General features: G+C 68.9%; 21 protein-coding genes. 12 read left to right on the top strand and 9 right to left on the bottom strand.

Annotated elements, in window-relative coordinates:
* Positions 1–9: 9 nt before the first annotated feature.
* The 3 genes from ACKI2N_RS00515 (at position 10) to ACKI2N_RS00505 (ending at position 5,053) form a co-directional block, all read left to right on the top strand.
* Positions 10–3,399 carry a UvrD-helicase domain-containing protein gene (locus tag ACKI2N_RS00515; RefSeq protein ID WP_420995211.1) on the top strand — a complete coding sequence of 1,130 codons (3,390 nt, stop codon included), beginning with the start codon at positions 10–12 and terminating at the stop codon, positions 3,397–3,399.
* Between the two features lie 33 nt (positions 3,400–3,432).
* Positions 3,433–3,591 carry a hypothetical protein gene (locus tag ACKI2N_RS00510; RefSeq protein ID WP_420995210.1) on the top strand — a complete coding sequence of 53 codons (159 nt, stop codon included), beginning with the start codon at positions 3,433–3,435 and terminating at the stop codon, positions 3,589–3,591.
* Positions 3,592–3,760: 169 nt separating this feature from the next.
* Positions 3,761–5,053, top strand: a complete 1,293-nt coding sequence (locus ACKI2N_RS00505) for a hypothetical protein (protein ID WP_420995209.1) — start codon at positions 3,761–3,763, stop codon at positions 5,051–5,053.
* Positions 5,054–5,156: 103 nt separating this feature from the next.
* Here ACKI2N_RS00505 and ACKI2N_RS00500 read toward each other — a convergent pair whose 3' ends face one another.
* Both ACKI2N_RS00500 and ACKI2N_RS00495 read right to left on the bottom strand, forming a co-directional pair.
* Positions 5,157–6,428 carry a DUF445 domain-containing protein gene (locus ACKI2N_RS00500; protein WP_420995208.1) on the bottom strand — a complete coding sequence of 424 codons (1,272 nt, stop codon included), beginning with the start codon at positions 6,426–6,428 and terminating at the stop codon, positions 5,157–5,159.
* Positions 6,429–6,472: 44 nt separating this feature from the next.
* Positions 6,473–6,904, bottom strand: coding sequence for a DUF3293 domain-containing protein (locus ACKI2N_RS00495; RefSeq protein WP_420995207.1), 432 nt, complete (start codon positions 6,902–6,904; stop codon positions 6,473–6,475).
* A 335-nt stretch (positions 6,905–7,239) separates the two neighbouring features.
* Between ACKI2N_RS00495 and ACKI2N_RS00490 the strand changes: the two genes are divergently transcribed.
* The 5 genes from ACKI2N_RS00490 (at position 7,240) to ACKI2N_RS00470 (ending at position 10,768) form a co-directional block, all read left to right on the top strand.
* A complete protein-coding gene (locus ACKI2N_RS00490; protein ID WP_420995206.1) occupies positions 7,240–9,039 on the top strand; it encodes a methyl-accepting chemotaxis protein in 1,800 nt (599 codons plus the stop codon).
* 89 nt (positions 9,040–9,128) lie between these two features.
* Positions 9,129–9,398, top strand: a complete 270-nt coding sequence (locus tag ACKI2N_RS00485; RefSeq protein WP_420995205.1) for a GTP cyclohydrolase — start codon at positions 9,129–9,131, stop codon at positions 9,396–9,398.
* A gap of 498 nt (positions 9,399–9,896) precedes the next feature.
* Positions 9,897–10,118 (top strand): isochorismatase, encoded by a 222-nt coding sequence (locus ACKI2N_RS00480; RefSeq protein WP_420995204.1) that lies wholly within the window; start codon positions 9,897–9,899, stop codon positions 10,116–10,118.
* Positions 10,119–10,188: 70 nt separating this feature from the next.
* Complete coding sequence (infA, locus tag ACKI2N_RS00475) at positions 10,189–10,410, top strand: translation initiation factor IF-1 (RefSeq protein ID WP_420995203.1); 222 nt, start codon at positions 10,189–10,191, stop codon at positions 10,408–10,410.
* 103 nt (positions 10,411–10,513) lie between these two features.
* Complete coding sequence (locus ACKI2N_RS00470) at positions 10,514–10,768, top strand: translation initiation factor 1 (protein WP_420995202.1); 255 nt, start codon at positions 10,514–10,516, stop codon at positions 10,766–10,768.
* Positions 10,769–10,898: 130 nt separating this feature from the next.
* On the opposite strand, the gene ACKI2N_RS00465 is transcribed toward ACKI2N_RS00470, so the two are convergent.
* From ACKI2N_RS00465 to ACKI2N_RS00435, 7 genes are all read right to left on the bottom strand, one after another.
* On the bottom strand, positions 10,899–11,183 hold the full coding sequence (locus ACKI2N_RS00465; RefSeq protein ID WP_420995201.1) for a hypothetical protein: 285 nt from the start codon (positions 11,181–11,183) through the stop codon (positions 10,899–10,901).
* Between the two features lie 55 nt (positions 11,184–11,238).
* Complete coding sequence (locus tag ACKI2N_RS00460) at positions 11,239–11,562, bottom strand: hypothetical protein (protein WP_420995200.1); 324 nt, start codon at positions 11,560–11,562, stop codon at positions 11,239–11,241.
* A 146-nt stretch (positions 11,563–11,708) separates the two neighbouring features.
* Positions 11,709–12,491, bottom strand: a complete 783-nt coding sequence (locus tag ACKI2N_RS00455) for a trypsin-like peptidase domain-containing protein (RefSeq protein ID WP_420995199.1) — start codon at positions 12,489–12,491, stop codon at positions 11,709–11,711.
* Between the two features lie 196 nt (positions 12,492–12,687).
* Complete coding sequence (locus ACKI2N_RS00450; protein WP_420995198.1) at positions 12,688–13,320, bottom strand: hypothetical protein; 633 nt, start codon at positions 13,318–13,320, stop codon at positions 12,688–12,690.
* A gap of 52 nt (positions 13,321–13,372) precedes the next feature.
* Positions 13,373–14,419 carry a hypothetical protein gene (locus tag ACKI2N_RS00445; RefSeq protein WP_420995197.1) on the bottom strand — a complete coding sequence of 349 codons (1,047 nt, stop codon included), beginning with the start codon at positions 14,417–14,419 and terminating at the stop codon, positions 13,373–13,375.
* A 237-nt stretch (positions 14,420–14,656) separates the two neighbouring features.
* A complete protein-coding gene (locus ACKI2N_RS00440) occupies positions 14,657–14,836 on the bottom strand; it encodes a hypothetical protein (protein WP_420995196.1) in 180 nt (59 codons plus the stop codon).
* A gap of 196 nt (positions 14,837–15,032) precedes the next feature.
* Positions 15,033–17,228, bottom strand: a complete 2,196-nt coding sequence (locus ACKI2N_RS00435) for a gamma-glutamyltransferase family protein (protein WP_420995195.1) — start codon at positions 17,226–17,228, stop codon at positions 15,033–15,035.
* A gap of 629 nt (positions 17,229–17,857) precedes the next feature.
* On the opposite strand from ACKI2N_RS00435, the gene ACKI2N_RS00430 reads away from it, so the two are divergent.
* From ACKI2N_RS00430 to cynS, 4 genes are all read left to right on the top strand, one after another.
* Entirely contained in the window at positions 17,858–18,943 is a 1,086-nt protein-coding gene (locus ACKI2N_RS00430; protein WP_420995194.1) for a hypothetical protein, read from the top strand.
* 70 nt (positions 18,944–19,013) lie between these two features.
* Positions 19,014–19,988 carry a Bug family tripartite tricarboxylate transporter substrate binding protein gene (locus ACKI2N_RS00425; RefSeq protein ID WP_420995193.1) on the top strand — a complete coding sequence of 325 codons (975 nt, stop codon included), beginning with the start codon at positions 19,014–19,016 and terminating at the stop codon, positions 19,986–19,988.
* 219 nt (positions 19,989–20,207) lie between these two features.
* A complete protein-coding gene (locus ACKI2N_RS00420) occupies positions 20,208–20,873 on the top strand; it encodes a carbonic anhydrase (RefSeq protein WP_420995192.1) in 666 nt (221 codons plus the stop codon).
* Positions 20,874–20,940: 67 nt separating this feature from the next.
* Entirely contained in the window at positions 20,941–21,411 is a 471-nt protein-coding gene (gene cynS / locus ACKI2N_RS00415; protein ID WP_420995191.1) for a cyanase, read from the top strand.
* Positions 21,412–21,502 lie beyond the last annotated feature (91 nt).

Genomic DNA, 21,502 nt, shown 5'->3' with positions numbered 1-21,502 from the left:
ACGAGCGCCATGCCTCTGAACGACAACCTCGCCCGCCGCACCGCCATCGCCGACCACCACCGCTCACTGCTGGTGGAAGCGGGCGCCGGGTCCGGCAAGACGGCCGTGATGGCCGGCCGCATTGCCATGATGCTGGCCGAGGGCATCCCGCCACGCCATATCGCCGCGGTGACCTTCACCGAACTGGCCGCCAGCGAACTGGTGATCCGCGTGCGCGAATTCATCGCGGCGCTCGGCGCCGGCATCATCCCCGATGAGCTGCGCGCCGCGTTGCCCGACGGACTGGCCGAGCGTCATCATGCCAACCTGCGGGCCGCCAGCGCCGCCATCGACGAGCTCACCTGCTCGACCATCCACGGCTTCTGCCAGCGCCTGATCAAGCCTTATCCGGTCGAAGCCGGCATCGACCCCGGCGCCAGCGTCATGGACCGCGAGCAGGGCGACCTAGCGTTCGACGACATCCTCGACAACTGGCTGCGCGCAGAACTCGACAGCACCGGCGACAGCCTGCTTGCCGGCCTGGTGCTCCACGATCCCGCAGCCACGGTAGCCGTCATGCGCAGCCTTGCCAATGCGCTGCGCGCACGGCGCAACGCGACGGTACCCGCTGGCGCCCCGCTGGCGCCCCGGATCGCCGCGTTCCGCGATGCCGCCTCGGCATTCGGCGCGTTCCTCGCCGGCAACGAAGCCAAGGAAGCGGACAGCGAAAGCATGGCCCGCCTGCTGTCCGGCATGGCACAGGCCCTGGAATTTCCGTATGACGATCTGCGGCCCGCCGACCTGGCGAAAGTGCTGGCCGCGCGGCCCGAGCCCAACACCGCACTGTGCACGAAGGATGGCGGCTTTCGGGCCTACCGCCGCGCCACGGCATGGCGCACCGCGGCCAGGGCAGCAGGCATGCCGATCGCTCACGGCGATGAACTGTTCGCGCTGGCACAGCCGCTGCATGCACGATGCCGCGAAACCTGGGAGGCGCTCGAGCAGACACTCGCCGGCCGCCTGCTGGCCGCGCTGGTGAATGCCGTGCAGCCGGTGCTCGCCCGCCTGCGCGAGCACAAGCGCGCCGCCGCGCTGCTCGACTTCGACGACCTGATCTTTGCCGCGCGTGACCTGCTGCGCGACCACGAAGCGGTGCGGCGTGCGCTGGCCGCGCGCTACCGGCATGTACTGGTCGACGAATTCCAGGACACCGACCCGCTGCAATCGGAAATTTTCTGGCGCCTCTGCGGCGAGCCGACCGGCAAGGGCGGCGACGCCGACTGGACCCGCTTCGCGATCCGGCCGGGCGCACTGTTCCTGGTGGGAGATCCCAAGCAGGCGATCTACCGCTTCCGCGGCGCCGACGTGCGCGCGTACGTGGAAGCGCGCGACGCGTTCGCCGCGCAGGACGCCGACAGCGTACTGGCGATCTCCACCAACTTCCGCTCGCGCGCGCCGATCCTCGACTTCGTCAACGCGCGCTTCGAGGACATCCTGTCCGCGCCGGAACAGCCCGGCTTCACCGCGCTCGTGCCATTCCACGCTGCCACCGGCGACGCCGGCTGCGTGCTCGCACTCGACGTGGCCGTGACCGGCGAGAACGGCAAGATCGCCGCCGAGCACCTGCGCGAGGCCGAAGCCGCCGCCGTGGCCGACATGTGCGCGCGCATGATCGGCAGCCAGGAGATCGTGGACCGAAGAACCGGCGAGCGTCGCCGGTGCCGCCCCGGCGACATCGCACTGCTGGCGCCGTCGGGCAGCGACCTCTGGCGCTACGAAGCCGCACTCGAACTGCGAGGCGTGCCGGTCGCCACGCAGGCCGGCAAGGGCTTCTACCAGCGCCAGGAAATCCAGGATCTGATCGCGCTGACGCGCGTGCTGGCCGACACGCGCGACACGCTGGCGTTCGGCGCGCTCATGCGCGGACCGCTGGTCGGCCTGACCGAGGAAGCGCTGCTCGACATCATCTGGCAACTGCCGCGTGCAGAGGACGCCCCCGATCAGTTGCCCCGCTTCGACCTGCATGCGCAGACGGAACACATCAACCATGCGCTGGCGCGCGACATCACCGGCAAGCTGCAGGCGCTGCGGCGCAAGGCCAACTCCACCACCCCCTACGACCTGCTTGCGCAGGCGGTGGACGTGTTGCATGTGCGCCCGATCCTGCTCGAACGCCATCACGGCCTGGCCGAGCGCGCGCTGGCCAATGTGGACCGCTATCTCAACCTGGCGCGCGCCTATGGCGTGCGCGGCCTGCGCGCGTTTGCCGAAGCCATGACTGCCGCGTGGACCGACGGCTCGCGCGCCAGCGAAGGACGCCCCGATGCGCAGGAAGACGCCGTGGCGCTCTACACCATGCACGCTGCCAAGGGCCTCGAGTGGCCCATCGTGGTGCCGGTCAATACGATGACCCAGGTGGTAGCCGCCGACAGCACCGTCACCGACCGCGCCAGCGGCCACCTCTACTGCCCCGTGTACGGACTCGCGCCGGCCGGATACGATGCCGTGCGTGACAACGAGAAGGCCGAGCTCGAGCGTGAACGGATCCGCCTGTGGTACGTCGCAGCCACCCGCGCGCGCGAACTGCTCGTCCTGCCCCGGCTCGATGCCTGCGCCGCCGACAGCGCGTGGATCAACCTGCTCGATCTGTCGCTGCAGCAACTCGATGCCCTCGACCTCGAAGCACTGTCCGCGCCGGCGCCCGGCACGGACAGCGCCGGGGCCAACGGCCAGACCCGCGAACACTTTGCCGACGAAGCGCTTGCCATCGTCCTGCGCAAGCAGCGCCTGGACTGGCTGGCGCCGAGCCGGGACGAGGGTGCCACGGGCCCGCTCCTGCAGGAGGACGGGCCGGCCATCCTGCTTTCCGGCACCGACGACACAGTTCCTTCTGTGCCCGCGCTTTCCCTGGTCCAGGGCGGACGCGAACGCGGACTCGTCATTCACAAGCTGCTCGAGGAGATCCTCAACGGCGAGACCGCGGAGGCCGGCGCGGCCCTCGAGGCTCGCGCCGCCGAGCTCCTGCGCATGCTCGGCCGCGAACCCGGCGACGATGCCGCCACCGGCTTTTCACCGGCCGAGATGGCGGCCAGCGTGCGGCGCACGCTGGCCCTGCCCGAGATCGCTGCATTGCGGCCCCGCCTTGTCGCCGAGTTTCCGGTCTATGCATCGACCGTCGTGGCCAACCAGGAACGCGCCACCGTCGGCATCGCCGACGCCGCGGCATTCGCCGACGACGGCACGCCGCAAGTCATCATCGACTGGAAGAGCGACGTGCGCCCCGATCCTGCCACGCTCGACCACTACCGCGCGCAGGTGCGCAGCTATCTCGACATGACCGGCGCAGGCCAAGGCCTGATCGTGCTCGTGACGTCAGGCACCGTGATCCCGGTGACGGCGGCCGCGACGGCCACGGCGTGAACAAGAACGCAAAAGCCCGCTGACGATAACGACATGACATCCAACCACAACACACCGCTTGAGAGCCTCGCAGCCTTCGCCATCGCCTTCGCCGCCGGCGTGGTGTCCACCATCGGGCTGGGCATGTACATCGGAAAGCTGAAGCGGGAAATAAAGCTGGCCGACGGATCCGGCCAGATCCGCCGCGACTGAATCAACCTCCGGACCTCGGCGCGCCCCTCTTGAGAGGGGTGAAACAAACAGTGCTCCGGCCGATATCCGTCCCGTAACAGTGCGCCGTGCCCTGGCTCTGCCCCGGCACGGCTGCCGATACCCAGCGACGGGGCCCTCCTGCCGCTCGCCTGTAACTCCGGGAGTCATCTTGAACGCATTCATCTGGGCCGGCCTGGCCATTGCCCTCCTTGTCATCGCCGCTGTCGTCATTCTTCGCCGTCGCTCGCCAGGCTCCGCGGCACAGGCCCCGGCGGCCAGCGCCAGTGCGCCGGCTGTCGTTGCCGCGGGCACACCGTCACAGCCCTTGACCCAGCCGGCGTTGGAGGAAGAAGAAACCGTCGCCGTGCTCATCGGCCCGTCCGCCCAGGAGCCCGTGCTCAGCATCACCGCGCTGGAGGGCCGGCTGCCCAAGGGCGCACGTGCGGTGGAAGCCGAGAGCACGACGATCAGCCAGCTCGCGCCCTTCCTCCAGACCGTGCCCAGCCTGCTGACCTCGCGCGAAGTGGCACGCGGCGGCTATATGAAGGTCATCATCGACGGCCCGCTCGCCAAGGCAGCGGACGGCAATGGCTTCCGCGGGTTCTCGCTGGGCCCCAGGGGCATCAAGGAGCAAGCACGGCTGTTGGACCCCTCCCGCCTGTCGAAGCTGGTGAATATGACGGCAATCCTGAACATTGCCTCGGTGGTCGTCGCACAGAAGCATCTGGCTGACATCGACAAGAAGCTCGATGACATCAAGCGGGGCGTGGAGCGCATCGATGCCTTCCTGCGCGACGAGCGCAAGGCTAGCATCCTCGGTGCACTCGACTACCTCCGACAGGTTGCGCATGCCCTTTTCAAGGGGGAGCTATCGCCAGTGGTGCGCCAGCGGCTCGAAGATTATGAGGGACAGCTGTTGGCCACCGAGCGCCACCTCAGGGCCGAATTGACGCGCGAGACGCAGGGCATCGAGGGCATCAAGGACCCCAACACCTTCCGCACCAACGGCCTCGTCGGGAAGATCCGAGAACAACAAGCCCTGCTGGACAACCTGTATGACCAATGGCTGCTGTGCGTTCGCGCTCGCGTCGCGGGATGGCAGTTGCTATCGGCATTCCCCGGCGAGCAGCACATCAAGCAAGCCCGCCTGAGCAGCCTGCAGGCATCGGTCGAGTCGCTGACGTGCTCCGGCGGCCTCCTCGACGATGCCAAGCAACTCATGGAAGCAAAGATCGAGACCGTGAAGTCCAAGCTCGAGTTCGAGTCTGCGCTCAATGAAAAGCGTGCCGGTTTGCGCCGCTGGATCCAGAACGAACTTGTTGCCGCCGGCGCCGCCATGCGCGAGCAAGGTCGGGGGCTGGCGGCCGGCGAAGCGATGCTGCTCGAACAGCAGAAGCCCACGGTGCTTGCATTGAAGCTGGATGCAGGCCGGATCGTGGAGGCGCACCACCTGCCGGCATAACGAGCCGGCATGGCGGGCCGGCCGGCCAGGCGCGGTACGGGCGGTCCAGCACAATGCGAAATCGCCGCGCCGCTGTGCCGGGCCAGATAGAAGCATCATCACATCATCGGCTCACCCACCCAGGCAGCTGTGCCAGCAAATACAGCACCGCGCCGATCAGCCCGCCCACCAGCGTGCCGTTCATGCGGATGTACTGCAGGTCGCGGCCGACGCTGAGCTCGATCTGCCGCGACATCTCGCGCGCGTCCCAGCCGCGCACGGTGCTGCTGATATGGCGCGTGACGAACTCCGCGAAGTCGGGCGCCATGGCGCGCGCGGCGGCGCGCAGGTGGTCGTTGAGCGAGGCGCGCAGCGACGGGCTGCGCGCCAGCTCGGCGCCGATCCAGTGGCCGGCTTCCATGACCTTGCGGTGGACCACGGAGTCCGCGCGCGCCAGGTCCTGCTGGAGCCAGCGGCGCCAGTCCGCCCACAGGCCGCCGATGTAGGCGTTGAGCGCGCTGTCGCCCTGGAGCTGCTGCCGGATCTGCTCGGCCTTGGCATGAAAGGCAGGGTCGTCCTTGAGGCGCGCGATCAGCTTCGCCACGGCGTCGTCGAACGCGCCGCGCAACTGGTGCGTGGTGTCCGCCTCCACCTGGCCCAGCACGCGGCCCAGCGCCGCGGCGACGAGGTCGGCGCCGTTGCTGCCGATCCATTCGGTGGGCAGGATCCTCTCCTTCTTCGGATGCTCGCTCTTGAGCCACTCCACGATGCGCTCGGCGATGAACGCGCGCGTGCCGGGCTCGTTGAGCAGCCGGATCAGCTGGGCCAGCGACGCGTCCAGCAGCGCCTGGTGGCGGCCGTTCTCGGTCAGGCTCTCCAGGATGGTGGCGGCCGAGCGCGACAGGTCCACCTTGCCGATCATGGTGTGGGCCGCGTGGCGGATCACGGCCTGGATGTCCCGCTCGTCCATCAGGTCCAGCGCGGTGCCGGCCACCTTCGCCACCACGTCGCCGATCTCGCGCGTGTTGTCCGGCGCGGCCAGCCAGTGCGCCACCACCTGCGCGGGATTGTGCCTGTCGATCAGCGCGACGACCGACGGCACGTCCAGGAACTTGTCGCGCACGAAGGTGGCCAGGCCGTCGGCGATGTCGTCCTTCTTGCGCGCGACGATGTCGGTATGCCCGGCGAGGCCCGGCAGCGGAATGCGGCGGAACAGCGCCGCCACCGCGAACCAGTCGGCCAGGCCGCCGACCATGGCGGCCTCCGCCGCGGCGCGCACCCAGTCCGTCAGGAAGCCATGCGGCAGCAGGACCGTGGCGACGAAGACGGCGAAGGCCAGCAACAGCAGCGCCAATGCCTTGTGCTTCGCGGTGCGGAGTTCTTTCTCTTGCTGCATGCGTTTCCCGGAATCGTGCAATCAGGGGGCAGGATACGGCAACACTAGCGCAAGAGGATCAACCGCGGCACCGCCTCCGCGCCGCTCCAGACGATGGCGTTCTGCCCGTAGCGCGCACCAAGCGCCCTGGCCGCGTCCAGTGCCAGCCCCAACACCAGGAAGCTCTCCTCGCCCGGCCAGCCGCCCGACGGATGCTGGCCGATGCCCTCGATCGCATGCAGGCCCCGTTGCGCCAGTTCGCCGGCCAGCGCTTGCTGGCGCGCCGCGTTGGCGGCCGGGTCCTGTTCCTGCCGGCTATGCGGATTCCACGCGGTGATGAACGCGCTGCAGTCCACGCCCGCCGCGGCGTGCAGCGCGGCCAGCGCGGGACTGGCCTCGCCCACCGCCAGCGTGAGCGGCGTGTCGCCGTGGACGTGATAGCGCGTTTCCAGGTAGGCCTGGATGAGCCCGGGGTCGATGGTGGAGCCATGCGGCAAGGAAGCCTCCGTGCGGTTGCCCGCGTCGTGCGTCTGGATGCGCCGGGATGCGCGGGGTGCGTTGCATCCCGGCAGGCCACAGCATAGCCCGCCATGGCTCCGGAGTGGCGCGGCCGGGCATGCGCGGGCCACCGTGCCCGCGGCGGAATGCCTTCGGCAAGGCGCGCCGTCCGGAAATCCGACCGCAAAAAACAGCCATTTATCCGGGCTTCCGAACGCCATTGTGCACCGCCTCGGGGCAACGGCAGCCCGCGCTCAAGTCCGCCGTTTCGGGACCGTAATAGCGACGGCAATTCCCTTGCCCTACCCGGGCCAACCAGAGAAGAATCCATCACATGCTTTCCTCCCTCCGCGCACGCATCGTGGCCCTATCCGTGGCCATCGTGGTGGTGGCGCTCGCCGTCAACGCCGCTCTCAACCATGTCGTGGCCAGCGCGTACAACGACGCGGCCATCGACAGCAACCTGGCCGCCGTGCAGACCGGCCACGTCGCCGCCATCGCGGACTGGGTCGCCAGCCATACGCAGATGGTGGCCTCGCTGCAGGACGCGGCGCTGCAGCCCGACCCGATCCCCGCGCTCAGGCAGGTGTCCGACGCGGGCGGCTTCATCAAGGTGTACGTCGGCTTTCCCGACAAGAGCCACCGCTTCTCGGACGCCAGCGGGCTCAAGCCGGACTACGATCCCACCGCGCGCCCGTGGTACCGGCAGGCCGTGGCCGCCGGCGGGCCGATCGTCACGCCGCCCTACGTGGCCGCGAGCAGCGGCAAGCTGGTGGTGACGTTCGCCGCGCCCATCGTGCGCGACGGCGGCGTCAAGGGCGTGGTGGGCGGCGACGTGGCGATGGACAGCGTGATCGCCAACGTCAAGGCCATCCATCCCACGCCGGCCAGCTTCGGCATCCTGGTGGCGAAGAACGGGCAGATCGTCGCGCACCTCGACGACAAGCTCGCGCTCAAGCCGGTCTCCGACCTCGTGCCCGCGCTCGACGCCGGCAAGCTCGCGCAACTGCTCGCAGCCAGCGCGCCGCTGGAAGTGGACGTGGCCGGCGCGCCCAGGCTGCTGCGCGCGCGCGAGGTGCCCGGCACCGACTGGATCAACGTGATCGCGCTCGACAAGGCCGAGGCCACCGCCGGCATGCGCTCGGTGCTGATGTCGTCGCTGCTGGCGCTGGTGGTGATCGCGTGCGTGGCCGCCGCGATCGTGGCCGGCGTCACGGCGGTGTCGTTCCGCCGCCTTTCACAGATCCGCGACGCGATGGCGGCCATCGGCTCCGGCCATGGCGACCTCACGCAGCGCCTGCCGGCCGGCGGCAGCGACGAGGTCGCGCAGATCGCGCGCGCGTTCAACACCTTCGCCGACAAGCTGGTCGGCGTGATGCGCCAGATCCGCGACGCCAGCCAGTCCGTGCGCGCCGCGGCCGACGAGATCGCCGCCGGCAATGTCGACCTGTCGCGCCGCACCGAGTCCGCCGCCGCCAGCCTGCAGCAGACCGCGGCGTCGATGGAGGAGATCACCGCCACCGTCAGCCAGTCCTCGGCTTCCGCGCACCAGGCCGACGCCTCCGCCATCGCCGCCTCGCAGGTGGCCGCCAGCGGCGGCGCCGCGATCCGCGATGCGATCCACACCATGGGCGAGATCGAGCACGCGGCGGTCAAGGTGTCCGACATCACCGGCGTGATCGAGGGCATCGCCTTCCAGACCAATATCCTGGCGCTCAACGCCGCCGTGGAAGCGGCCCGTGCCGGCGAGCAGGGACGGGGCTTCGCGGTCGTGGCCGGCGAGGTGCGCGCGCTCGCGCAGCGCAGCGCGCAGGCCGCCAAGGAAATCAAGACGCTGATCGAGTCCACCGTGGGCAGCGTGAGCGCCGGCTCCGGGCAGGTGCGCCGCGCCGGCGACACCATGAGCGAGATCGTGGGCAACGTGTCGAAGGTGACCGGCATCATCTCCGGCATCACCAACGCCGCGGCCGAGCAGACGCGCGGCATCCAGGAGGTCAACCGCGCCGTGAGCCAGCTCGACCAGATGGTGCAGCAGAACGCGGCGCTGGTGGAGCAATCCACCGCGGCGGCCGCCGCGCTGCAGGCGCAGGCGGGCGGCCTCGCGAGCGTGGTGGGGCAGTTCAGGCTGGAGTGAGGCGGCGGCGGGCCGCACGGCGGGCGGTACAAAGTAAATCGTACTTATCCGCGCAAGCAGCGTATGCTCGACGGAGAAAGGAGATCATCATGTCTCAGAACAATGCGATCTATAAGGGGTTCAAAGTGTCCGCCATCGTGCGCCGCGCCCCTGACGGCAGCCCCGAAACCATGCCCGCTCCCGCGGGCTTCCTGGCCACCGTCACCATCACCCAGGTCAGTCGCGACAGCGGTTCGTTGCGCCTGGTGCCGCCGCTGGAGCAGCACGCCGCACGCACGCCACACGACGCCATCGCCCTGGCCGTGACGCACGCGCGCACCGTCATCGACGGCATGTCCACGTCTGTCGCGCACAAGTAAGCAGCGACGCAGCAGCAGCGCCCCGCCTCCTTCGGGAGGCTTCGGGGCCGCGCCGTTTCCGCCACGCGGCACCCCGTGCCCGGCAGGAAACCGCCATCGGTGTTATCATCCGCCGGCTTGCCGATGTGCGAACGTGTATCGATGCAAGCCCGCCGGCAGCCCTAGCGCGTGCCGTGCACCTCACCGCGATAGCAGGCGGACTTATCGCCGCAGTGGCCACCTAGCCGGGCAAAGCACCCGGCAAAACCAGGGCGATACGCGCCCCTCACCCACCCGACCCGCGGCACGAGCCGCTCCGCAGCGCCACGCAGGGCTATCCGCGTGTGCAGCCAGCGCAGGCACGGTCCACCTCCGCCAGCCCGCTTTCCCGCGCATTGGCGCGGCCACGAAAGCGCCGGGCAAATCATCAATACGGCGAGCGATCACCGAAGAGAACACGTCGCGCACAGTGTGTGCATCCGGCGCGCCTCGGATCGCCTGCCCAGATCAGGACTTACCTTGCAACACGAAGCATCCCCCTACACCGTCTCGGTGTACCCCATCGAGCAGCAACCCGGCGTGTGGTTCGCCACGTACATGATCAGCGAATACCGCAGCGGTGCCGAACGCATCGTCGCCAACGTCACGATGCGCCACGCCACCCACGGCACCGAAGCCCAGGCCAAGCAGGCCGCGCGCTTTGCCGCCGAGCGCGCCGCCGCGGGCATGCGCCTGCAGTGAACTCCACGGCGTGCCGGGCCGGCGCACGGCGCCGCGCCCGCACGCCACCCAACCTAGAGAGGCATCATCCTTGGCAAAAGAAGAACTGGTGGAATTTGGCGGTCAGGTATCGGAAGTCCTGCCGGACAATCGCTTTCGCGTGATCCTGGAGAACGGCTTCCAGGTGTGGGCTTACTCGTCGGGGCGGCTCAAGAAGAACCGCATCCGCATCCTCGCGGGCGACCGCGTCACGCTGGAGATGTCGCCGTACGACCTCACCAAGGGCCGCATCAATTACCGCCACAAGTTCTGAGGCCGGCGCGCAGGACCCAACGCATGCGCGAGCCGCGACGCTGACGCCCGCGGCCGGTGCGTGCATCCCGGCATCATCAACGCATCAACTGGAGAAGCAAAGAATGTCAGTCAGCGAAGAATGGGAAGAAATGCACCTGACCCCGGACGGATGGGTCGCCGGCAGCTACCAGCACGTGCCCGGCCCCGTGGTCACGCGCGCGGCGCCCGCCAACGAAGTGCTCACGGTACGCCGCCACGTCACGGCCACCTACGGCGGCCCCTCGCGCGCCGTCGAAGACCGCACGCCGCGCACCGACCGGCTCGAAGTGCTGGAGCAATTGCTGGACCGCTACGGCAGCCCGGCCTTCAGCGTCTAGCCCACGCCCTCCGCGCGCGTCGCCACGCGCGCCGGCACGAAGCAAAAGCGGCGCACCATGGCGCCGCCCGGACCCGGCGCCGAATCATCGACGCCGCATCGATATGCGATCGATGCGCGATCGATGCGCGCTACAGCGCGGTCACCGACTCTCCGGCGATCAGGCCGTTGATGATGTCCTCGCCGAACTTGACCGCGCCGCGGCGCGCGGTGCCGATGTTCTCCCACTCCTCGGTTTCCAGGCGGAACACCTTGGTGCGCTCGCCGCCGGGCCGGTAGCCCTCGCGGCAGATCACCACGGACGCGGTAAAGCTGCGATCGGGCTTGACGCGTGGCCACGACTGCGCGGGCTGGACCTTGTAGACCAGCGGATAGAGATCGAAGCCCTTGTAGCTCGCGCTCGGCGTATTGTTCACGTAGTTTGCTCCATGCGGCAGCGTTGCCGTCAGCCACGCCGTCCCGGCGCAAGGGTTAGAACGGGACCAGGCGATCGACCACAATCACGATCACCCCGCCGGATCCGCTCATCTGGCTATGCGAGCCCAGCCGTGCGCGCAGGAAAGCATCCAGGCCGCGCTGCAGTTGATATAAGGCACGCTGGTCCGCGTGGCGCAATTGCTCCGCGGCCTCGTGCGCGATTTCGATCTCCACCTTCCTGGCCGGCCAGGCCCGGCTGCCGGTGCCGGGAATCTGCCAGTTGGCGTTGACCACATGCTGCCGTACCCGCCAGGTGCGGACATCCTGGCCCGTGATCTCGTCGAGCACAGGCTTGATGAAAGCCACCAGATCCAGCATAGGCCCCCCGGCACGGCGCCCCGCCAGCCGGCGGAGCCTGCGCGGCACGCAAGGCGGCAGCGGCACCCGGCCGCGACATGGGTGCCGGGCAGGCAGGCGACGCCGATGCACCAGGATTGCCCGCATCCCGGCCAAGGTATCCCACTCTACTCCGAAGCGCGGGGCAGCGACGATCTTATTTTTCCGCCGCCGGCGCGCGGCTCGGCCGTCAGCGTCATCAGCATGTCCGCATACCACGCCGAATTCAGGCCCAGCGCCTCGTCCTCGGCCAGATCGCGCGTGCCCACGTCGAAGCGCGCCGAATGCACGCCCAGCAACAGCCACGGCAGGTCATGCCGCTTGCCGCGCGTGCCACGCATGCGCATCACCACCGGCGCGCCGCTGGTGCCGCGATGCGTGCGCGCATCGGTCAGGAAGAAGCCCTGGCCCTGGAAACGCAGGCCGAAGGCCGACGCCACCACCGCCTGCCGCGCCACCGGCAAGTGATGCAAGGCATCGTGGAATCCCAGCGGAAAGCCGACGATCAGCAGCGAATCGCCCACTTCCACGTGATCCGAGGTCTGCACCAGGTGGTCCGGCGTGAAAGCGCGGTACACCAGGCCCGGCGGCAGCGCGCTGCGCTCCAGCTCGACCACCGCCACGTCCACCGGGCCGCCGCCGTCCTCGCCGATGCGCCAGACCGCCATGCCGTCGCGATACAGCGGAATCGAAAAGCCGATTGAGTTGGCCATGTTGCCGGCCTCGCGGTGCAGCTCGATCTCGATGCGGTCCGGATGATGGCCGGACGGTTCGTCGAACACCACGTGGCGGCTTGTCACCACGAACAGGTGATTGTCACGCTCGAAGAAAAAGCCGCTGGCGTTGGCGAGCCCCAGCTTGCCGTCGAAGGATGAAACGCGGACCGCGGACAGCAGGATGGATTCGACCATGGGTTCTTGAAGGGTAGGGAGTTGTCATGGCCTCATCGAGGAGCATGCCGGCTATTGTCCTCGGAATCGGGGCAGGCTGACAGCATTTACCGGTGGCGGCTACCGGTCTGCGGCGGCATGGCGGGTGCGGCGGGCGGCACTGCGGTATCCGCCGGCCGTTTGCCGCCTGGCCGCACCGGGCCGCCATTGTCCCGCCTCACATCTGCAACGACACCGCCCGCTCCTGCCGCGCTGCCGTGGGAAACGCGCAGGAGGCCGCGTCCCGGCTGAATTCGGCGTAGCTGCTGCCCGTCTCGACGGTGTAGTGGATCATCTTGGTCTGGATGCGCCCGTGCCGGATCTGGAAGGTGTCGATGCCGTCGCGCACCTGGATGCGCGTGGCGGGATCGAAGTAGCCCCATTGCTCGGTGACCCAGCCGCTGCGGTCGTTGCCCCGCACGATGGTGTCGACGATGGTGTAGCCCGTGGTCGGCAGCAACTGGTTCAGCACGCGCGCGGAGGTCTCGATGCCCGCGATGCCCAGCAGCGGCCCGCCGTGGCCCTCGGCCATGAGCACGTCCGCGCCGGTTCCCATCAGCGAGAGCTTCAGGGCGGGAGAATAATTGCGCTCGATATCCAGCGCCACTTCGCCCATGTAGCGCAGCAGGATATGTTCCCAGTAGACCTCGGCCGGCGAGCGCGCCTCGATGGCCGGGTACTGTCCGGCAAGGATGTACTCGAGCACGTGGACGGGCGGCTTGCTGCGAGCGTCGTGGACGTTGCCGTCGATCTTGCGGAATTCGTCGCGCAGCCACGAATCGAGCGGATGGGTGCGGATGGCGGGCTTCATTTTTTTCTTCCTTGCCGGTTTCGATGGGCGGCGTGCATGGGCGCTGGCAGCTTCATATCGCGTCGGCGTACAGATCGGCCTGGCCGATCTTGTCGCCCGGCAATGCCCAGTGGCCGCCGCTGAATGCGAGCACGTCGTCGAAATACACCTTCGGGCTCGCCAGGATGAAATCCGTGTGCAGGCGGCAGTTCCATTCCGGATAATTCCCGTTCTTCACGGGAGCGCCGATGCCCAGGTGGAAGCCCGCCACGCGCTCGTTGATCAGCGAGCGAAACGGGACGAATCTCTCGATGCCCTCGTTCGTGCCGAATCCGATCTCGCCGACGCGGTCGGCGTTCTCGACGGAGAACAGGTTCCGGCACAGGCCATCGATGACCCTGTCCTCGGTCCGGTGGCCCACCACGCGCCCTTCCGAGATGACGAGCACGACCTTCCTGTCGCCCAGGCGCGGATCGAACGCGAACGGGTAGCTCATGTTCATCGCGCCGTCGGCGACGAAGATGCCGCTGACGTCCGCCGAGAACGTACTGACTTCGCCGCACGGGAATACGCCGGGGAACGGCTGGCGGAAGTGCCCGTGGTTGCTGGCCCAGTGGGCCCGCGGGTCCGGACGCAGGACCAGGCTGGTTCCCGAGTCGCTCGTGATGACGATGCGCGACGCGGCTTTCGCGTACCCGAGGATGCGGTCGTTGACGGCCTTCAGCTCGTCCTGGGTCATGCGGAAGCAAAGCTCGAACAGCTCGTAGCCGAAGTCGAACAAGCGATAGACGGCGGCCTTTCGGCCAGGCTCCGCCAGGCAGGAAATCAGTTGCTTGCGGTGGATGCTCTTGGTCTTGCTGAGGTAGAGGACCACGTCGTGCCGGTCGAGGGCATCGCGCGAGAAAGGAGATTGCTCGTCGATCTCCTCCATGCACACGCCGATGCGTTCGGCCATGCAGACGGCGACGAAATCCGCCAGCGCGGCGCGCCCGGCGCGGTCGGCCTCGTCCAGGTGCCAGCGAACGAGCAGCCTCGAACCGGCACCCAGTTTCAGATAGCTGCCGAGAAGCATGCGCATTCCCTCGGCTTCGCGTGTGCTGTGTTCACGATCATGTTGCATGACAAACTCCCCATCCGGGATGGGCCACGGACATGCCTGCATGCCAGGCATCGGATGACCCGGGAGATCAGTGCCAGGCGGGCCCGTCGAACGCGCGGACAGCGCGTTCCGGAGCGCGCGAAGGCGGCTCGCTGTGGCTCGGGCCGAGGCCGCCGGACTTCCTGTCCGCCATGACGACACGCTGGGATCGATTGGACGGTGGCATGGCGAGAAAGCCCGGCGAGCCCCGGGGCGGCGTCAGTTGTAGCTGACGGAGGCGAACAGCCACTCCGAGGGGTATGCCCCCGCGGCGGCGCCGCTCACGGAGGCCTGGATGTCGCGCAGGGCCTGGTCCATGGACAGCATGTCCACGCGCGCGGACTGGTTGGCCGCATGGGCGGCGGCGAAGGATTGCTCAGCTTGGGCTTCTTTCCACATGATGTTTCACCTCTCAGATCTACATGCGTTGGCGAACGTAGACTCCGTGCGGCGGGTTGGTTCTGCAGCACGCGTCTGGAAAGAAGATTACGAATCCAAAGTGAGCCGAAAATGAGGCGCCGCCGGGCAGGATGCCGCGGCGGCAAGAGAATGCACCGCTGCCGGCGACGTCGCCGGCAGCGTCCTGCGGTACCGCTCAATAGCCGTTGGCCGCGCCGTTGCGCCGGTTGTCCGCGGCGCCCTTGTAGACCGGGAAGCCGTTCGCGTCATAGCTCACGCTGATCCCGCTCAGGCCGCTGGTCAGGCCGGTGGCCTGCGCGTTCGACGCCGTGTTGCCGTAGCCGGAGATCAGGCCCGGCACCAGCGCCGCCATCGGCTTGCCGGCTTCGATTTCCGCGATGCCGTTCTGCCCGGTGAAGTTGTCGGCGTTGATGGCGGCCTGCAGGTCCATGCCGTACACCTCGTGGCCCAGGAAGGTCTTGACGATGTAGTCGGGGATCGGACCGCCGCCGGCGGAGCCCCACACCAGGCGCAGCTTGCCGTCGGCATCGAAGGCGATGGCCGGCGAGATCGAGCTGCGCGGACGCTTGAACGCGGCGTAGCCGTTGACGTCCAGGCCCGGCGTGCTGGCCGAGAAGTTCGACAGGGCGTTGTTGATCATCATGCCCGCCGCCTCGATGTGCGCGCCCCAGTGCGTGTTGATGGTGGTGGTCATCGACAGCGCGCTGCCGTAGCCGTCGATCACCGCCACGTTGCTGGTGGTGTTCCAGTCTTCCTCGTGGCCGCCGCCGCTGGCCTTGGCGAGCATCGTGCCCTGCCGCTTGCCTGCCCGGGAAGCGGGCGCGGCGGGCGCGGCGCGCGAGGCGAGCGCATCGTAGCCGGTGGGGTCGGTCGCGGCGAAGGCGGGAATGCCGTCGCCGGTGCCGCCGGCCGGCACGGTGCCCAGCGCGGTGCCGGCGATCAGGCCGGCGCGCGTGTCGAGGTAGGCCGGCGACAGCAGCACGTTGATGCGGTCCACGGTATTCGAGTACGCCGGATCGCCCACGATATTGCGGCGGTCCGCGTTGGCCAGGCGGCTCGCCTCGGTCGCCAGGTGCAGGTAGTCGAGGCCGTTGAACGCGTTGGCCTGGATGTTCTTGCGCTCCAGCAGGCCCAGCGTGTACAGAGTCACCACGCCGCCGAACGACGGCGCCGGCTGCGTGTAGATGGTCAGCCCGAAGCGCGTGCCGACCAGCGGCTTGCGCTCCACCGCCTTGTACGAGGCGAAGTCCGCCGTGGTCATCAGGCTCGGGATCCTGGCGACGGTGCCGGCCACCGACGGCGCGCCGGGCGTGCCCGCGACCGGCAGCGTCGAATAGCAGGGCAGCTGCCCCGTGGTCAGCTTGGCAATGACCGCCTGCGCGATCGGGCCGGCCGGGTCGTAGAACGCCGCGGCGCCGCCGTCGCGTACCTTGGTCAGCGTATCGGCCAGCGCCGTGTTCCTGATGATGGTGCCGACGGGCAGCGGCTTCTGCCGGGTCGCATCGGCGGGATCGCAGTAGCGTGCGTTGATGTCCGGATACTTGCAGCGCGGGGCGCCCTTGGCGGTGCCCGCCGAATTGACCCAGGCCGACACGCCCGTGCCGGCGCTCACCGGGTTGCCGTCGTCGTCGTATTCGCCCTGGTCGGCATAGAGCGTGGAGTACATGTACTTGGTCATCGGAAAGCCGTTGTTGGCCAGCGCGATGCCGTCGTCCCACAACTGGTTCCACGGCGTCTTGCCGTAGGCCTGGTAGACCATGTCCAGCACGCTGAGCGTGCCGGGCACGCCGACCGCGCGCGCGGAGATATTGGTGTTGCCCTGCTGGGACGAGATGCTGGCGCCCGCCACCAGCCCGCTCTTGCACAGGTTGTACGGCGCCGCCGTCGAGACATCCTGCGCGGTGGCCTTGTAGATGTCGGGCACGCCGCCGGTGACGGCCGGCGCGGAGGACAGGCCGTCGAAGGTGCGCACCTTCCTGGTGGCCGCGTCGTAGTAGGTGATGACGCTGCCGCCGGCCAGCCCCGAGGCGAACGGCTCGGCCACGCCGAGCACCGCCTGCACCGCGATGGTGGCGTCGATGGCGGTGCCGCCCTTGGCCAGCACCTTGCAGCCGGCGGCCGAAGCGTTGATGTCCGCCGAGGTGACCATCATGTTGGTGCCGGTGATGCCGACCGTCTGCCCGTATGGCGCGCCGGCCTGCGGCTGGCACAGCGCGGGGTCGAAGGTGACGGTGCGCACCGGCGCGGCGGGCGGCGCCGGCGTGACCGGGGGATTGGGCGCGGCGGCGGACGGCGGGGTGGTCCCGTCGTCGCCGCACGCGGCCAGCAGGCACAGCGCCGGGAGGATGGGCAGGAATCTTAGCTTCGACACGATCAGGGCTCCGGGGGTTGTCTGAAACATTGGGGAATGCTTTTTCTGGTCAGTCCGCGCGGGCGAGGGAAGGCACGCCGATGCCCGCGGCAGTCCGCGACGCGGCGCTGAAAAACGCAAACGGAAGGACGCGCCTTCCGTTTCATTGCAACCGGAACCACGGTGAGGTCCGGCGAATCCCGTGGTCGGCCAGCCGCTGTAGCGGCGTGCCCGCGGGAGGCGGGGCCGCGCGTGTTGCGCGCGTACTACGTATTGCATGCCGGCCGGGCTCGCGTGCCGGCGCATGCAGCTCCGTTGGCCGGGACGCCTGTTGCACGATCCGTACCAGCCGGAAACCGCCCGCGGCACGGATGCGCAATGCAAGAAGGCGCCAGGGGCAAGCGCCGTGGTGCCATGTGCACCGACGGCGGTCACGGGGTGCGTTGATGCGGTGCGCCGGCGCGGGGCGCGTCGATGCCGGCGGCTTGTGTGCCGGGCCCGGACATTGTCTGCAACAATGTCCCTTGCGCCGGGACCATGCCGAGCGGCAGGAAATTTGACCGAAGGCGCCTCGATCAGCCAGCCGACGAACAGCGAGCCGCGATGACAAGCGCGCCGCAAGCGACAAGCAATATAAAGGAGACAGACACATGCAGACCCGGCAAACCCCGCACGCCGCCGCACCCGACGCCGCCCGCTGGTCCGCCGTGGCCGAGTGGTACCACGCGTATTTCACCGGCCTCGTCATGACCATGGTCACGCGCCGCGGCGCGCGCGAGGCGGCCGATCTCGTGTTCCACATCTTCCGCCGCCAGCACCTGGAACGCTTCCTGCCGGGGCTGGAAAAACTCGGCCTGCAGGGCCTGCCGCCCGCCGTGGCCGCCGCGCGCTACCACTACCTTTCCAACGCCATCGGCGGCGTCAAGGTCGAGTACATGGAGGAATCCGCGCGCAAGGCATGGGTGCGCTACGCCCCGCCGCGCTGGGCCTGGCACGGCACCGCGGTGTGCGCGATCCCCGGCGAAGTCTCGCGCGCGGTGCTGCGCGGCTGGCATGCGCACAACGGCGTGTCGCTCGGCACGCGGCGGCTGGGTTTCGTCTGCACCAAGCAGACCATGGACGGCCAGCCGGGCCTCGAAGGCTACTACTGCGAGTACGACCACGACCTCGCGCCCGACGAACGCCTGCGCTTCGCGCGCGGCGAGGAAGCGCCCGACTTCGATCCCGCGCAGGCGCCGGTGCTGCCCACCGCCACCTGGCCAGAAGAGCGCCTGCAGAAAGCGCGCCGCAACTACGCGATGGAATACGTGCGCACCGCGCTGCCCGAGCTGATCGGCCTGCACGGCCCGTTCGACGCGGCCTACCTCGGCGGCGTCACCGGCCAGCTGATCGGCATGCAGTTCTACCACGAGACTGCCGCCGCGCTCGGCCTGCCCGGCCACGGCGACGCGACGGACTTCGCGCGCTTCATGGTGGCGCTGGCGCGCGCGCAGGGCGACGAGGCCGAGCTGGTCGCGGGCGGCGCGCATCCGTGCGTGCGGCAGGCGAGCTGGAAGCTGATGTCCGGCATCGCCGACCTGCACGGCGCCGCGTTCGACGCCTGGAACCGCCTGCTCGACGGCGCGCTCGGCGCGCACAACCGCCACCTGGCCCTCAAGGTCACGCGCCGCCTGGACGAAGGCGACGACGCCTTCGAATGGCGGATCGTGCCGCGCGGCAAGCCCGGCAAGCTCTGACGCCGGCCACGCCGGCCAGAAAACGGATCGGGCGGCCGACCAGCCTGCCCTGCGCGTGGAGGAGACCACCGTGACACTCAAGCACCTCGCCCTGCTGGCCGCCATCGCCATCGGCACGCTCGCGGGCCCGCGCGCGCAAGCCGCGGACAACTACCCCGCCAGGCCGATCCGCATCGTCGCCCCGCACCAGGCCGGCTCCACCACCGAGCTGTTCGGCCGCATGCTGGTGCCCGAGATGAGCGAACTGCTCGGCCAGTCCGTCTTCATCGAGTCCAGGCCCGGCGCGGCCGGCACCATCGGCGCGCGCGACGTCGCGCTCAGCAAGCCCGACGGCTACACCGTGCTGATCAACGCCTCCATCCAGGTCATGTACCCCGGCATGTTCAAGAGCCTGCCGTTCGACCCGCTCAAGGATTTCACGCCGGTCGGCGTATTCGGCTTCGCGCCGATGGTGGTCGTGGTGGGCGCGCAGTCCCGCCTCGCCAGCTTCCAGGCCATGCTCGACGCCGCGCGCGCCAGCCCCGGCAAGCTCACCTTCGCCTCCGGCGGCCTCGGCTCGCTGCCGCACCTGGTCGGCGAACTCGTCAACCTGCGCAGCCACGCCAGCATCGCCCACGTGGCCTACAACGGCACCGGCCAGGCCGTCACCGACGTCATGGGCGGCCACGTCGACATCCTCTACGCCTCCGTCGCCAGCGCCGTGCCGCTGATCAGGAGCGGCAAGCTGCGCGCGCTCGCCGTGACCTCCGCCACGCGCGTGGACTCGCTGCCCGGCGTGCCCACCATCGCGGAATCCGGGCTGCCGGATTTCGACGTCACCTCCTGGTATGCGATGTGGGCGCCCAAGGGCACGCCGCCCGCCGTGGTGGCGCGGCTCAACCAGGCCATGCGCGACGCGTCCGCGATGCCGGCGGTGCGGGAACGGCTGGCGGCCAACGGGGTGATTGCCAGCAAGCTGACCGCCGCGGAGTTCGCCAGGTTTTCGGCGGCGGAGAGTGCGAAGTGGCTGGAGGTGATGCGGCGGGCGGGGGTGGAGGCGAATTGAGACGTGGTTTGCAAGAGCAGACCGAATGCCATGCCAATGAATCCGGGGGGTCTCTCGCTATCTTGCGCGATGGGCCCTGCCAAGGTTGCCGTAGCCGCACACAAAGACAAACTATTGGCCCAGCCTATAGACTGAATAACAAACCGGTCTTGGACCTTATAGCCGATTCCGTCCATCCTTCCTCCATCGAATCCCGACACACACCGATGGAGCAAGACCATGCAAGACATCGTCGACGGCGTACTGAAGTTCCAGCGCGACGCGTTTCCCCAGCGCTCGGACCTGTTCAAGCGGCTGGCGACCAGCCAGAACCCCGGCACCCTGTTCATCGCCTGCTCGGATAGCCGGGTGGTGCCGGAGCTGCTGACGCAGCGCGAGCCGGGCGAGCTGTTCGTCATCCGCAACGCCGGCAACATCGTGCCCGCCTACGGCGTGCAGCCCGGTGGCGTGTCGGCCAGCGTGGAGTACGCGGTGGCCGGGCTGAAGGTCACCGACATCGTGGTCTGCGGCCATTCGGACTGCGGCGCCATGACCGCGGTGGCCACCTGCCAGTGCCTGGATCACATGCCCGCCGTGAAGGGCTGGCTGCATCACGCGGACGCCGCCAAGGCGGTCAACGAGGCGCGCGAGCACGCGTCCGAGCGTGCCCGCGTGGATTCGATGGTGCGCGAGAACGTCATCGCCCAGCTCGCCAACCTCAAGACCCACCCCACCGTGGCGCTCGCGCTCGAACAAGGCCGCATGACGCTGCACGGCTGGGTCTACGACATCGAGACCGGCGCCATCGACGCGCTGGACGGCAACACCAGCCGTTTCGTTTCCCTCGCGGCGCATCCCGACGTGGCCGCTACGCCCCCGGTCAGGCACGCGCCGGTCACGGCGTAAACGCTGCCTGAATGCAGCCCGAATGCCTCATCCCGTTTTCCACCCCCATCCATCCCAAGGAGCAGTCATGACCCAATCCCAATACAGCCAGGCCCCGCGCCAGGCCCTCAGCGACCGCATCATCGACGCCAAGATCCGCAAGGGCCTGACGTTCGCACAGATCAACGAAGGCACTGGCCTGAGCGTGGCCTTCGTCACCGCCGCGCTGCTGGGCCAGCACCCGCTGCCCGCGGACGCCGCCAAGGTGGTGGCCGCCAAGCTGGACCTGGACGACGACGCCGTGCGCCAGCTGCAGACCATCCCCGTGCGCGGCAGCATCCCCGGCGGCGTGCCGACCGACCCGACCATCTACCGCTTCTACGAGATCGTGCAGATCTACGGCTCCACGCTCAAGGCGCTGGTCCACGAGCAGTTTGGCGACGGCATCATCAGCGCCATCAACTTCAAGCTCGACATCAAGAAAGTGGACGACCCCGAAGGCGGCCAGCGCGCCATCATCACGCTCGACGGCAAGTACCTGCCGACCAAGCCGTTCTGAACGCGCCCGCGCCGGCAGAAAACCGAACGCCAGGCTCCGCAGCCCCCGGGCTGCCTTGCACGGCACCTGGCCAATCATGCGCTCTGCGCAC

The organism is Cupriavidus sp. 30B13 (assembly GCF_049059565.2).
Taxonomy (GTDB): Bacteria; Pseudomonadota; Gammaproteobacteria; order Burkholderiales; family Burkholderiaceae; genus Cupriavidus.
This window is presented reverse-complemented; position numbering and strand designations above follow the sequence as displayed.